This is a genomic window from Alteromonas sp. ALT199, assembly GCF_018619335.1.
Classification (GTDB): domain Bacteria; phylum Pseudomonadota; class Gammaproteobacteria; order Enterobacterales; family Alteromonadaceae; genus Alteromonas.
Map to the genome: position 1 here is coordinate 42,789 of NZ_JAHHDX010000124.1, position 13,613 is coordinate 56,401.

Below are 13,613 nucleotides of genomic sequence, written 5' to 3' on the forward strand. Positions count from 1 at the left end.
CCGGTTTCCATATTGCTGGACAGTGCAAGCTTAACTAACGCTACGGGTTTAAAATGAAAAATTCAGTCTATGGTGCATTGAAGACATGGATATGTCTTTGTGCTCTTTTTTTAGCGATGGTGCCAACTGCCAACGCACAGTTTATGGGTGACAGACAGGCAAAGCTTGTTGTTATTGAACCTATTAAATTTATAAATGAAATGCGAAAAGTGGAAGCCGTTGGCAGTGCCGAAGCGGTTCGCTCTATCGTTTTATACTCTGCTGTTTCTGACGAAGTGACGGAAGTCAATTTCGTACCAGGCCAAACCGTAGAAAAAGGTAAGGTTCTGGTTCGCCTTGATGACAGACGTCAGCAGACCGCTTTAAAACGCGCTAGGCTCACTTTAGAAGATGCACAGCGTACTGTAGAAAGATTAGCGTCAAGCTATAAGCAGGGCGCAGTACCTATCAGCGAATTAGACCTAGCTCGCACTCAACGGGATCTCGCGGAAGTTGCCCTAGAAGAGGCCCAAGCAGATCTTGAAGACAGACACATTATTGCTCCTTTTAACGGTGTTGTGGGCATTACTGACATTGAAGTGGGTGATCGGATAAACGAACAAACGGTTATCACGACGCTCGATAATAGAAGCAAGCTTTTTATCAATTTCAAAGCCCCTGAAGCCGCCCTTTCTGTTTTACTCAATGCGCCGAATGTCACTCTAGAACCTTGGAGCGACAAAGAGCAACTGGTGAAAGCCGAAATAGCGCAGGTCGATTCTCGTATTAATGAAGCTGATCGCACTCTTCGTGCGCGCGCATTATTAGACAACTCTTCGGATAAATTCCGTCCGGGTATGAGTTTTAGAGTTAATTTGAGCATTGAAGGTGATCGCTACGCGGCCGTGCCTGAAGCCGCATTACTGTGGGGAGCAACCGGCGCTTATATTTGGCTTGCTGAAGACGGGAAAGCTAAACGTGTGGACGTAAGTGTCCACCAGCGTTTAAGAGGAACCATTTTAGTTTCTGGCGATATCGAAGAAGGTGATGCGTTAATTTCAGAAGGTGTTCAGCGCTTACGTACAGGCCAAGAAATTACCACGGAATTGGCCGGAGGGCCGCAAGGTGAGTGATCCAAATCTATCGTCTTCAGTCAGCGACCTTCCCTCACTGTCGATACGACGCCCAGTTTTAATCGTCGTTTTAAACTTGCTTATTGCTATTGCAGGTCTTGCCGCGTTGAGCGGACTTGAGGTTCGAGAACTCCCTGACGTTGACACGCCTCGCGTAACTGTTACGGCACAGTTCCCCGGCGCATCGCCTGAAACAGTGGATGCGGAAGTTACGGGGCGACTAGAAGGTGCAGTTGCCCGAGTTAGCGGTGTTAAAAATATATACGCGCAAAGCGAAGAAAACTCTGCACGTGTTCGCGTTGAGTTTCGCCCTGGCGTCAATTTAGAAGATGCCGCAAACGAAGTGCGTGAATCGGTAAGTCGTGTTCAGCGTCAACTTCCTGAGGACGTTGAGCAAGTGGCTATTATTCGTGCAGACAGTGACGCTCAAGCAGTTGTAAGCCTTGCTATCTCTAGCGACACACTGGACATGGAAACACTCACTGAGCGGGTTGATACAGATGTAGCCCCATTGTTTCTCAGCATACCCGGTGTTGCTGACGTTACCCTAAACGGCGATAGAGAACGTGTATTGCGCGTATCAGTTGACCCGCTTCGCCTAACCAGCTTTAGTCTTTCAATGAGTGATATAGCCGAAGCATTATCGCTCGCGCCTTTTGATGTTCCCGCAGGCAGCATACAGTCGGCCGAACAGGCGCTTATTGTACGCGCCGATGCAACGTCAGTGTCTGCAGAAGATGTGGGCAACATTGTTGTAAGTGGCGATATTCGCATTAATGACGTCGCCAGTGTTTATTTTGGCCCCGCCGATACCACCAGCGTGGTTCGCTTGGACGGCACGCCAGTCATCGGCGTTGGTGTCATTCGTCAAGCTAGTTCTAATACCATAGAAATTTCTGATGAAGTGCTAGCAATGGTCAAAGACCTAGACAAACGCTTTACTGATATGCATATCACCGTAACCGCGGATGATGCAGAGTTTATTAGGGATTCTGTAAAAGAAGTCGTGATATCGCTTAGTCTTACTGTTGCTCTAGTTGTTGTGACGTTACTGGTATTTATTGGTTCGTGGCGCGCGACTATTGTTCCGGCGCTCTCTATTCCTGTATCACTGGCAGGCGCACTGGCAATTATTTGGGGCATGGGGTTTTCAATTAATATCCTTACCCTACTCGCCCTTGTTCTTGCCACGGGTATGATAGTAGACGATGCGATTGTTGTTTCTGAAAATATTCAGCGCCGCAGAAGCATGGGCTTAGGCGCGCGCGCTGCTGCCGTAGTCGGCACACGCGAAGTGTTTTTTGCCGTCGTTGCGACTACCGCTGTGCTTGCTTCTGTATTTATACCTATCGCTTTCCTTCCCTCTACCGCAGGGCGTTTGTTTAGAGAGTTTGGTGGCGTGTTAGCTGGTGCAGTTGTTATCTCCTCTTTTGTTGCACTTTCCTTGGTACCTGCGCTTACAGCACGTCTTAAGGTAAAAGAAACAAAGGAAAACGGTTTGTTTAGCAAGACCTTTGGACGTTTTGGCAACGCCTGCTTGCGCCTGTACCAGGCCTCACTATTAAAGGCTCTGAAATATGGCTGGGTAGTAGGTGTGTTAAGTCTAGCAGCAGGCGGTGGTGCATATATATTGTCACAAAATATCGATAATGAGCTTCTGCCAAGTGAGGATAGAGGTACAATTCGAATATTTGCTCGCGGCCCCGACGGCGCTGGGCTGAACTTTATGGATAGGCAAGCAGAAAAAATGGAAGAGCTGCTGCTTCCCTATGTTGAGAACGGCACCATAGATTCGATTTACACCGTGGTTGGCTCTTGGGATCCTAACATTGTATTTATTACCGCACCGCTTAAGCATTGGGATGAAAGGGACAAATCACTGCAAGATGTCGTTAACGAAATTCGCCCTAAACTACAGCAAATACCCGGTGCACCAGGGAACGCCTTTGGTGGCAATAGTCTTAATTTGCGCGGTCAAGGTGGCGGCTTAGAAATAGCACTCACCGGTGATACCTATGAAAACATTTTTCTAGCAGCGCAAAATTTTTCACGCCAGCTTGAAGAAAGCTTACCTGAACTAGGTAGACCCAGAATTAGCTACGACCCTACCCAACCACAAATGCGTGTAAATATAGACCGCCGTCGTGCAGAAGAATTAGGTGTACCGCTAACCGATATTGCTAGCACGCTGCGCGCAGCGGTTAATGGCGATGACATTGCCGATTTGAACGTTGGCGACCAGGCTATTCCTATTATGCTGCAAACTAATAATCGCAGCACCCTAGACCCGTCTGAGCTTACTAGCCTTTATGTAAAAAGCGTTGACGGAAACCTAGTACCTCTTTCAAGTGTGGCATTTATTACTGAAGAAGGCGTTGCAGCTGAATTAGAGCGTCAAGCGCAGCGACGTGCAATAAAAGTGGAAATGGAACTGCCCGAAGACGTCGCGCTTAGCGAGGTGGTAGATCAAATACGTACGCTAGCGCTAGATACTTTACCCGATGGCATTGGATTGGTCTTTTTAGGTGAAGCACAAACCTTTGAAGAAACGTCTAAACAGGTTGCGCTTACCTATATTTTAGCGTTTGTCATCGTTTTGCTTGTACTAGCAGCACAGTTTGAAAGTGTAAATAGCGCCGTTGTTGTTATGCTTACCGTGCCTTTCGGTATTGCAGCTGCGGTCTACGCGCTGTTTTTAACTGGCACTAGCATTAACATTTACTCGCAAATTGGGCTAGTTATGCTAATTGGCTTACTCGCTAAAAATGCCATTCTATTGATTGAGTTTGCCGACCAGCTTCGCGATAAAGGTTTTGATATCTATGAGGCTATTATTGAAGCAGGGAAAGTGCGTTTACGCCCAATCATGATGACCTTGGTATCTACTATTCTTGGTGGACTACCGTTAATTCTATCAACGGGTGCAGGTGCTGAAGCGCGCAATGCTATTGGCTGGGTAGTGTTCGGCGGACTCGGTATCGCAGTAGTATTTACCCTATACCTTACGCCTGTGCTTTATCTAGCCCTTGCCCGCTTTACCAAACCTCGTGCAGATGAAAGCGCTAAGCTTGAAAAAGAAATGGAAGAAGCTAACGCACAGCACTCTTAGAACGGTTCCGCTTAGGTAGGCACTATGCCTATTTAAGCGGCCTTAAGACGGTGTTTGAGCTCTATTTACGAGCTCAAGCCGTGCTTTAACCGTGCTCAACCCCTTTTTAAACCGAGATTAGACAGTTACCGTGCACTCAGAATGCATTAAGAAATAAAAGAGACGCCTAAGCCGCGAGTGTAGTAACAAACAAAAATTGTTATTACGCACTTGGTTTGGGCGTTTTTTGTTGAAATACCGCAGAAGTACGAAAGACGATTAAACCGTGTTGTAAAAAATTAACTTCTTAATAGGTTTTACAAAAAGCGTTAACCTTAGTCTTACCAGTAAAGGCTAGCAGCTGTTCAACCATCTTTTCGAAGTAAGGGTTATACGTGAGCCTCGCATACACTCTTTCCTCCTTATCGCTGCTAAGCTTGTTGTTTTCTATCTCTGGTTCAAATCCCCAGGGCCCATACCATACCTCTTCCCCTGCTTTGCAGCGCGCTTCAGCATCACTCCCTTGTCCGTTGTCACAGATGCGAAAGGTACTTCCCGTTCCATACAAAGTGTTGTGTTCAGAAAAAAGAGTACTCATATGAGAAGCTGCACTAATTCGCTGCTCGGGTAAGTTCATGGTTTGCACAATGCGTGCATTATCAGGCACCTCAGGTACATTTTCGCCTTGCCACAATAAACACTTACGCGGATGAGTGAAATTATCTCTAAATTGTTCAGCAATCTTTGTAGTATCAACAACGCTGTCTTTTTCGGCCACCACCATTAACACAGGAAGATTCAATGTTCGCTTCGCTACTTCTGATTGAGAAAACAAGTCTTGAAGCACATTTACGCTTTCTTGATAAGCAGCAAACCCAGGCATCGCGGTAGAGTTATAACGACTTGGATTATCCTCTTCTTCCACGTTAGGCCAAGGGAACAATGAATCGATGTAAGGCGCTAAACGGGAAACAAAAAAACGCGACTTAAAGGCTGGAGAAAAATGCATGAGCCCTTTAATATCAAGCTCTTCGGCCATTGAAAAACTTGCAATAGTGGTTAAATTTGCCCCCGTTGAGAAGCCCCCAATGTAGAGGTTATCTACTTCTTCAGAAAACAGCTTTATGTGGTGATTGGTTTCAGCCTGCCACTGCTGATAGCTAACGTTTAGCATGTCCCCTGGCTTTGAGCCATGGCCCGGTAACAGAATAGTCCTTACATGAATGCTTTCACTGCACACAGCGTTTGCTACATCGCGAAAGAAATAAGGAGAATCACCGAGTCCGTGAACCAGCAATATACCCGTGTCGCGGTATTGTGTACCGCATTCAAAGGGCATATTCATGGTAATTTCTTGTTCTTTGTTATTGGAAACAAATGCTCTATGTTTTGAAAGGTAGCCTTCAACTTGTTTTAAATAATTGTCGAAAGGTTGTATCCCCACTGGAAACGCTTGGGTACTCGCGCTAAATTGGGCCCCGCTGACTTGAGGACTGGGGGGTGAATGGCAACCGCTTATCATGAACAGCGCGAGGGAAGCAGCACCTAAAGATGCTGCTTTCATAAAGAAATTTGACATTGTTTGGATAGACGCTTAAAGCAATTATTGTAATGTATCTTTACCCGAAACTAATGCCTTAGCGAGTAATTTATGGGTAAGCAATGATAAAAGCTCGGTTTCTTCTTCACTTCGCTCACCATCCACACCGGTAATCGCCATAGCGACTTCTAACGTTTTTTCTGCATTAAACGATAGGTCGTTTTTGAGACTTTTTAAGAAAGTGACAGTATCGCCAGTGTCGATGGCCTTTCGAGCTTGATAAATAGTGTCGTTTAGAAATGCTTCGCGACAGATTGGGCTTTGCCAATCTAGCGATTCAACCATAGCATTCAGGTAGTCCTGTTCAGTCAATGTTACCATGCCATCGACCTGATAAAGTAAAACTGAGAGTTTGATAAGGGCTTGATTAAAACTTTGTTGTTCTGATAATTGCATAATACTCTTCCTCTTCGTACTGTACGCGGCAGTACCACAACATGCTCTGCATCCTAGCAGTAGCGACAATTTTCGACGTCTACACTGAGGTATATAACATCGAGAGCATCAAAGCCGGTGAGTAGCTACATTAGGACCTGTAAGCATTTGATAAAGTTCCAAAGGCAACAGGGCTAATATAGACCGCCGAATTGACGGTAACATTACGCGACGGTGAAGGTTTTAGTTCACAATGTTAAATTAGTGTAAACACCTATTGCATTATAGGCGATTTTTGGCAGGTTCCAAGTGTCACACACCGCAAAAGATGGCTTTAATTAATGAATATTAAGTTAATTGAAAAAGAGAGTTTTCATTTGAACTTTGTTAGAAGCGCTTAGCTTAAACAAAAGCCTGACGTATTCTTTGGTTACACGCGACAGGCTTAAAAAAGCAGGGGATGATAAAGATTAAGACATCACGCTATCGCAAGCCTAGCGTGATGTCGTTTATATAGAAATTCCCCGTATAAACTTTATCGTTACTACCGTGGGGTTCTAGTGCAAAAAACTGCTTATCTTGATCATCTAAGGCTTGGTAGCCGCCAATCACCTGATAAATCCATACTTCAGGATCGAAGCTTAAAGCGTGCTCTTCAAAGTAATCCAACGCTGTTTTAGGCTGACCAGAATCGATTACATCACAGAAATACGCTTCTACCGCTTGCTGCAAAGGGTCTTTTTCTAGCGACAAAGTTGATTGCTCGGTTATATCAATGTCAATAGCTTTAGTATCTTCGTGTGTCGACTGACGCTTATGAACATGGGTCAACGATGCCACAATACTTTGATAATCGGTCTCGTGCTCAACGTTATTCACATCAGGCGCCGCGTTAGCAATTATCGCGTCTGATTGATTAAACAAAACTGGTACGTTAGTAAGGTTGGCATAGTTGCCCGGCGCAAAATCAGGCTGCTGCTCCATGTGTAACAAAAAACCTTTAAGTAACCGTGTACGCCCCTGAAACTCTCTAAACCGACCAAGTAAGTCTAGCAAACGGGCTTGTACTACAGATAACTCCTGTGCAGCCTTGGCAAAGCGCTGCTGCAGCGACACCACCAGCAAGTGACGAAGTTCACGGTTAGACCCAGCAAGCTCACTTAATTCATCAAACCGAAAGCACTCAAGCTGGGCTAGCAAGTCTGTTACCTGCCCCTGGGCTAACTCGTTTTCGCGAATTTTAGCTTCAACCGACGACACATAACCAAATTCATTGTTAATACGACCGAACATCACACGCACGCTATTACTCAATGATTCTGAAAGCTGATACACGTGCTCTGTTAAATCGCCCATGTGGGCTGCTGCTTCATTATATTTGTTGTAATGAAGCGCTTCTTTATAATGTTCGGTCAGCGTTTTAAGGCTAGCGAGCGACGCACCAATATTGGCATTGATAGTCCGATTGCGTTCGTCTTGTAGGCTACCCTCTAATAAAGCTCTCACCGCACTTTTTAGGCGTAGTTCACTTTGCGCTTCTGGGCGCCACAAAACACCTAATTGAACGAGCTGTTCTAATACCTTAGGGCTGTGGTCGCGCTCTTTTACCGAACCATTAACATACGCCTGCATAATAAGGTCGCTGTGACGACCCAATGCATTTAGTAGTTTAGTCCCCGCCTGAATTAAAACCTGGCTCATATCAAACTACCTTGCGAAATAGCGGCCTCCGCCTGCTCAGATAAACTCAGCGCTTCAGTTTCGTCGATAAAACGTAGCATTTCATAAAGGTGCTCAATTTTGCCTGTGCCCAAATATATTTGTTTATCCGGGTTAGGTTTAATCAAATAACCCATTTCGGTTAAGCGTTTAAAGACCTGCTTTAGCTGGCCATCTAAATTCACACTGGTAGAACCGAACATACGATAGCGCGAAATTTTCTCCAGTTGCTCAGCATAGGCGGGCGTGTCTTCAATGGTCGTTTGCAGTTCGTTTAAACGAATAGCGCTGCCCATGGTTATTGGCATGTCAGACTCATTGGCCTGTTGAACTAGTAATAACCACTCGACCAAAGGTACCAAGTTAGAAGCCGTATCTTGAAACTGCTGGGTTAGCACTTTGCGTTCAGTCTCACCAATAGTAAGGAAGCTGGCAAAGAACACGTCGCCTTCAGCGGTTGTCGATAATGTACGATTTAATAGCGATAAGTGAGGTTCTAATTGAGCAGCGTTGTCTCTTGATTTAAGAAAACGCCACGCCTCTTCATCGGTCACCTGACAAATAAACGCGCCTTGTAGAAGTGCACTTAGTACACGGCCTTGTTCTGTCATCATGCTGATGTCTCCTTGCCTGCTACGTCACTGTTCTTTTCAGCTTCTTTTTTTAGTTTTATTCGTGCGCCTATTGAACTTGTTTTCGGTTGAACCACCTGCAGCTGACGGGTCACCTTATCTATCAAGTAGCGGTTTTCAAATAGCGTCAGTACTTCTGATTCTGGGTTAGGGAATGCGCCAACTACACTAATGTTATTGTTCTGACAGGCTTCGAAAATTTTCTTCACGTTGTTTTGGTGAAGTGTACCTAACTCATCAATAGGCCAATGCACTATGGCCTCAGCATCACCACGCAAGAGACGGGTAAAAGCAAGTAAGAACTTACACAAAATAAGGTAGGCCATACCGTGGCTTGATGACTCATTAAGCTGGCGATCGGTACGAATAACAAGGTCACTATTACCTTCTCGCAGGTGCAGCTCAATATCAAGTAGCTTGCTAATACCGCCGGTGAGCGCTGCGCGGCCAAGAATATCCAATACTCGGCGCATACTCTGCCCATACTCTTCTTCCGGCAGCTCGTTTGCTCCCTCTTCCATCCAGTGCTCGTAAAGCTTTCTGAATTGCTCAAGCTCTGGCCAAAATTCAAGTTCACTAATACGCGAGCGAATTTTAACGGCAGAATCGGATACACCATCAAGAGAAAGATCGCCGTCAACCTCTTGGGTAATACGGCGGCTTTGTGACACGATGCGTTTGTCGATATCGGCAAGGACAAAATAGTATTGTGAAAGATCAGCGCCGAATATACGGCCTTGTTCACGTAAGCCCTGCAGTTTTTGCGGAACAATCACGTTCAGAAGCTGTGCAAGATGCGACACCATGCGGCGGTGATCAAAACTCTTCACTCCATGTGCATTTAGCGTAGCGCATTCTTCACGAGCTCGCTCCCAGGTGTCAGATAGCCCTGTGCCCGCTTGCGCGGCAATAAGCTGGTCGAACCTTTCTACATAAGCACGAATATCGCTCATTAAGTTCTCACGCTCTTGAAGTTGGCTTTGTACTTCAGAAATACGCTGACTAATACTTATATCATCGTGCTTAATTTCAGCAGTTTCATCACCGGCTTGAAGAGTAAGCTTAGCAAGGGACTTGCTTAAGGTTTTGACCTGTTCTAAGTGCTCACTGGCGGTTTTTAAGGTAGATTCAAGCTGCGCGTGCTGCTCTTGAAGTTGCTCGCGGCTAGCTTTATAGGTTGCTTGTTTGCTTGCCAAGTTACGCTCAGATTCACCCAATAACTTGCGCGACTTTGACAACCCTTCCTGCCATATCACTTTTTGCTTGGTAAACACATTGGTGTACCAACGTTCATAGTCAGCCACTTTGTGACGGTGTGTTTCAGTGCGCGTAATGTCGTCTTTAAGCTTATTAATTTGCTTTTTAAGCTGGCCTATTTCGTCAACATCAACACCGCGATTGCTTAATTCGCTTTCCAGCCAATCCTGCATATCTTTGCGGTCTTGAGCTGCATTATCTTTCGCCTTACGCATATCACTATCAAGCTGAGATATACGTGCTTCACTATCAGCAATAAGTTGCTGCCAGTGGAATTTGTGCTCGGTTTCGGCTTCGCGTTGCTGATCTTTAATTTCGTCACGACTAAGCTCAAACTGCGCTTTCGCATGCTTTTGCGACTGTTGATTGGCTTCAAGCTTTGTTTTGGCTTTTTGCTTACGTGAAGAAAGCGCTTGTTGGTATTCGCTAAGCACCGTATCACGGTCTTGCTGTGCTCGTTTTCGACTGGCTTCCGCACTTTTAACGGCGTTATCTTTTTGGGTAACCACAAGCTCGGCGTTACGCACGTCTTCGTTTGCTTTCGCTAGGCGCTGTTCGCATTCGTTTTGCGCGGCAAGGGCTGCAGCCTGACGAATTTCAGCTTCCTGCAATTTCTGTTTAAGGGCTTGCTCGGTAAAGGCGTAGTCTGGAGTATCGAGCTCAGTAAGCGCTAACTTAACGCCCATAAAAGTATCGCTGGCGCTTTGTGAGTTTTCCGCCATAGCAGGCGCTAAATCCGTGCGTTCGAGCAGCTCCGGGCGAATAACTTTACCTAAGGATAATTCCCAGTCGTCCACATTGGCGCGCAAGAACTCAAGTAACGATCCTTCCCCTGGGTAAAGTAGCCCATTAATTTTGTTAACCGCTTTTTCTTCCTGGTGAAACGCGTTACGTGCTTTGTCTAACGCATTGGAACATCCTTTGCGAAACTCTACTGATTTACTGTGTGCTTGTTGCGCTTGTCGCAATTCACCACGCGCAGCATCTTCATTTATAGACGCTTCTTTTATTGCTGCGTCTAAAATATCTAGCTGAGATTGCTCAAACTCGTTATAGCCTGCGTTGCTGAGTGACGCTTTAAGCTCAGCTTCAGCTACTTTTAGTTCATTTAAACTATTCTGATAATCATTCTGAAGAGTGCTTAGCTGGCTATTATAGTCGCTCTGAATTCGACTTAACGCTTCACGCTCACTCTGCTGTTGCTCAGCTTTGTTTTCTGCAGCTTCTTGTCGAGCAGCTGACATCTCTTCTAAGGTAATTGAAAGCTTTTCACCTAGCTCAGCTAAGCGCTTGTTGTAGGCCGACTCAATGTCTTGGTGCTTTTCAGTAAGCAGTACGTAACGACTATCGGCCATGGCTTTTTCATTCTGCCATTGCGCTAGATTTGCAACGTCCTCTTTAAGCTGCTCAATATTTTCGTCTTGCCACTTATCGAATTCACGCTCTACCGTATCCAGTTCGCTAGTGAACTTCTCAACATCGGCGCGAGCAGATGAAATAACTTGGTTTAGATGGTCTCGGGTGTCGCCCCACTCACTGTCAGTTTGCTTGCGCTGAAAGCTATTTTCATCAAGTTCATTCTTTGTGGTCTCAACCCGAGCGGCTAAGTAGGTCTTATCAAGCTCAAAGCTATGCTTAAGGTTAGCAAGCACTTGCTCTGTACTTGTTAATGCCATATCGGCTTGTTCGAGCTTAGAAAACTCAGGACGAATTTTGTCGAATTGCTTGATTAGGTGGCATTCTTTAATCCAGTCATCAACCCGATGGCGGCTAAGGCCTGAAGTAGGTGGGGTTACCCCATCTTCTTCTAAAATAGCGGCAATCATGGCTTTGATGGTTTCCATCTTACCTTCTTTAGAGTGCACCGCTTTAGCCAACTTTTCGATGTGGCGCATATGCTTTGAAGGCTCGCATAAACTAAAGATTTTGGCATAGCCTAAAAGTTCGCGCGCATTGTTACTCTGGTTGAGTACACCGTGATCGTTTTGAATGATTGCACGAAAATCTTTGGTATTTAATAGGCTGGTTACTAATATGTTATTGCGTTTCATAGCACGTGCAAGCTCGGCGCTGCTCACACTGGCGTGCTTGCCGTTCTTTTGCTCTATTAGATAATCACTAATTTCAAATGGCTTGCCGACTAAACGATAGTTAACGCCAGTTCCGTTAGAGCTCAACACTGCTTGGCACAGATCGCCTTCAGCACGCGTATATTCATAAATAATAAAGCTAGATAAGCGCGGTAAGTACCAGCGTTCAAAGCTGTCACGGGTTGCCGGTACCACGCGACTGGGGTATTCACCGTAAAACACGGGGATCAGTCGCTGAAGTGTGGTTTTACCCGATGCATTGGTACCACAAATATTGGTGTGTCCATCAAGCTTTAGCTCGACAACGCCTGGTAAATGCGTGTCGATAAGAATAATACGTTTTAAGCCTGCCATAGTGTTCCTGTATCAATAACTCTGCCGCGTGAACCCTCACACAGCACAAAACTGTACCTGCTTTCTTATACTAAAAGTTGCTTATCTGATAGAAAGCGAGTACATGCGCACGATGTAGCCCGTCAGTGTATTATGAATTCATGATTTTGCACAGATGCATAGTGACTTGTTGGTTACAAAGCGTGCTATAGCAATAAGATCCTCTCTCGTTTCTATCGTGCAAGGTTTGTTTTTCTTCAACTAAAGAATCTAAACTTCAACATTACTTTCAAATAGATTAACTTTCACACTTGCTGGTTAACCAATTTTAAAACATCTTATTAACCAATAAAAAACAATTGGCATAAACCGTGTCTATAAACAATAAAAACGAAAATATCCTACAAGAAACCCTAAAAGTACTTTTTTACTTCTTTTTAATTGCATTGGTGATTTCAGCGCTATCAGCTTGTGGAAGTAGCTCTCAAAGTAATACACCTCATCAATCTGTAGCTGTACCTGATTCTCAAGGTGATGGAGAAACGCCTATCGAGGAGCAAGCAGAATTTACCCTAGTCTCTGAAGTCATGCTCAGTGCTACAGGTACTGCAAGCGCTAGCGAAACCTACGCTTTAATAGAAAGCGTGTTTGGTGACGGCAGTATAGAAGCGCCCGATTTATTTGCAGGCGACCACACTTCTACGCCCCATATTTTAGAGGAAACCGATAGCGTTATAGGCCCACATTTTGTGTTTTTAGCCCACCGCGATGACGACTTTAATAAAGGTGTTCAGTCTGATCGTCAGCGCAACGAAATAAAAACTTATGATAAAAGCGATGACGAAGTACTGGGGTTTGAAGGGGAAACCATGCAGTTTGAGTGGTATTTTTATGTTGCCAGCGAAATGTCTTTAACCAGTAGGTTTAGCCACTTCTTCCAGCTTAAAGCGCGAAACGACAATGAAGACAATAATAACGGTAACGACGATCAGCCCGTCATTACCCTCTCTGCTGTCGAAAAAGACAGCTCAGGAAAGGAGCTACAAGTAAGGCACAGTGTAGGTTTCAACCCTGACGGCTCTCGTACCAGCGATGCCTATTTAGTTCGAGCAAACTGGAGTGATATTGCCGATGAATGGGTGAAGGTATTTGTGCAAGCAACGTTCGCCGAAGAAGGCGAATTTACCATGCAAATAACCCGCGTTCGTGACGATGCAACTATCGTAGATATTAACGAAGCAAATATTGATATGTGGCGTGGCGTATCTGATGAGGACTTTATCCGCCCAAAATGGGGGATTTACCGCTCTACCGCTGAAATAGATAAATTACGCCAGCAGGAAGAACGAGTGAAGTTTGCCGACTTCGTTATTAGAAAAGGGACGCTTTGATTTGCAGTTGAGGCTA

At 45.2% G+C, this 13,613-nt stretch carries 8 protein-coding genes; 3 read left to right on the forward strand and 5 right to left on the reverse strand.

All coding sequences use genetic code 11. The features are described from left to right. Positions 1 to 53: 53 nt before the first annotated feature. Together KL866_RS13460 and KL866_RS13465 are read left to right on the forward strand one after the other, a co-directional pair. A complete protein-coding gene (locus KL866_RS13460) occupies positions 54 to 1,112 on the forward strand; it encodes an efflux RND transporter periplasmic adaptor subunit (RefSeq protein WP_214995436.1) in 1,059 nt (352 codons plus the stop codon). After that, a complete protein-coding gene (locus KL866_RS13465) occupies positions 1,105 to 4,221 on the forward strand; it encodes an efflux RND transporter permease subunit (RefSeq protein ID WP_214995438.1) in 3,117 nt (1,038 codons plus the stop codon). The genes KL866_RS13460 and KL866_RS13465 overlap by 8 nt, the downstream gene beginning before the upstream one ends. 286 nt (positions 4,222 to 4,507) lie before the next feature. Here KL866_RS13465 and KL866_RS13470 read toward each other — a convergent pair whose 3' ends face one another. The 5 genes from KL866_RS13470 to KL866_RS13490 all read right to left on the reverse strand — a co-directional run bounded on the left by KL866_RS13470 (position 4,508) and on the right by KL866_RS13490 (position 12,227). Beyond that, positions 4,508 to 5,779 carry a carboxylesterase gene (locus KL866_RS13470; RefSeq protein WP_214995440.1) on the reverse strand — a complete coding sequence of 424 codons (1,272 nt, stop codon included), beginning with the start codon at positions 5,777 to 5,779 and terminating at the stop codon, positions 4,508 to 4,510. A gap of 24 nt (positions 5,780 to 5,803) precedes the next feature. Continuing rightward, positions 5,804 to 6,196: a TerB family tellurite resistance protein gene (locus tag KL866_RS13475; RefSeq protein ID WP_118489827.1), complete on the reverse strand. Its 393-nt coding sequence runs from the start codon at positions 6,194 to 6,196 to the stop codon at positions 5,804 to 5,806. 462 nt (positions 6,197 to 6,658) lie between these two features. Beyond that, positions 6,659 to 7,876, reverse strand: coding sequence for a phosphoenolpyruvate carboxylase (locus KL866_RS13480; protein WP_214995442.1), 1,218 nt, complete (start codon positions 7,874 to 7,876; stop codon positions 6,659 to 6,661). After that, positions 7,873 to 8,508, reverse strand: a complete 636-nt coding sequence (locus tag KL866_RS13485; protein WP_025254564.1) for a condensin complex protein MksE — start codon at positions 8,506 to 8,508, stop codon at positions 7,873 to 7,875. The genes KL866_RS13480 and KL866_RS13485 overlap by 4 nt, the downstream gene beginning before the upstream one ends. After that, positions 8,505 to 12,227 (reverse strand): ATP-binding protein, encoded by a 3,723-nt coding sequence (locus KL866_RS13490; protein ID WP_214995444.1) that lies wholly within the window; start codon positions 12,225 to 12,227, stop codon positions 8,505 to 8,507. The genes KL866_RS13485 and KL866_RS13490 overlap by 4 nt, the downstream gene beginning before the upstream one ends. Before the next feature lie 350 nt (positions 12,228 to 12,577). On the opposite strand from KL866_RS13490, the gene KL866_RS13495 reads away from it, so the two are divergent. Next, the gene (locus KL866_RS13495) at positions 12,578 to 13,597 is read left to right on the forward strand and encodes a heparin lyase I family protein (protein WP_311236151.1); all 1,020 of its coding nucleotides are present in this window, start codon (positions 12,578 to 12,580) and stop codon (positions 13,595 to 13,597) included. The last annotated feature ends 16 nt before the right edge of the window (positions 13,598 to 13,613 follow it).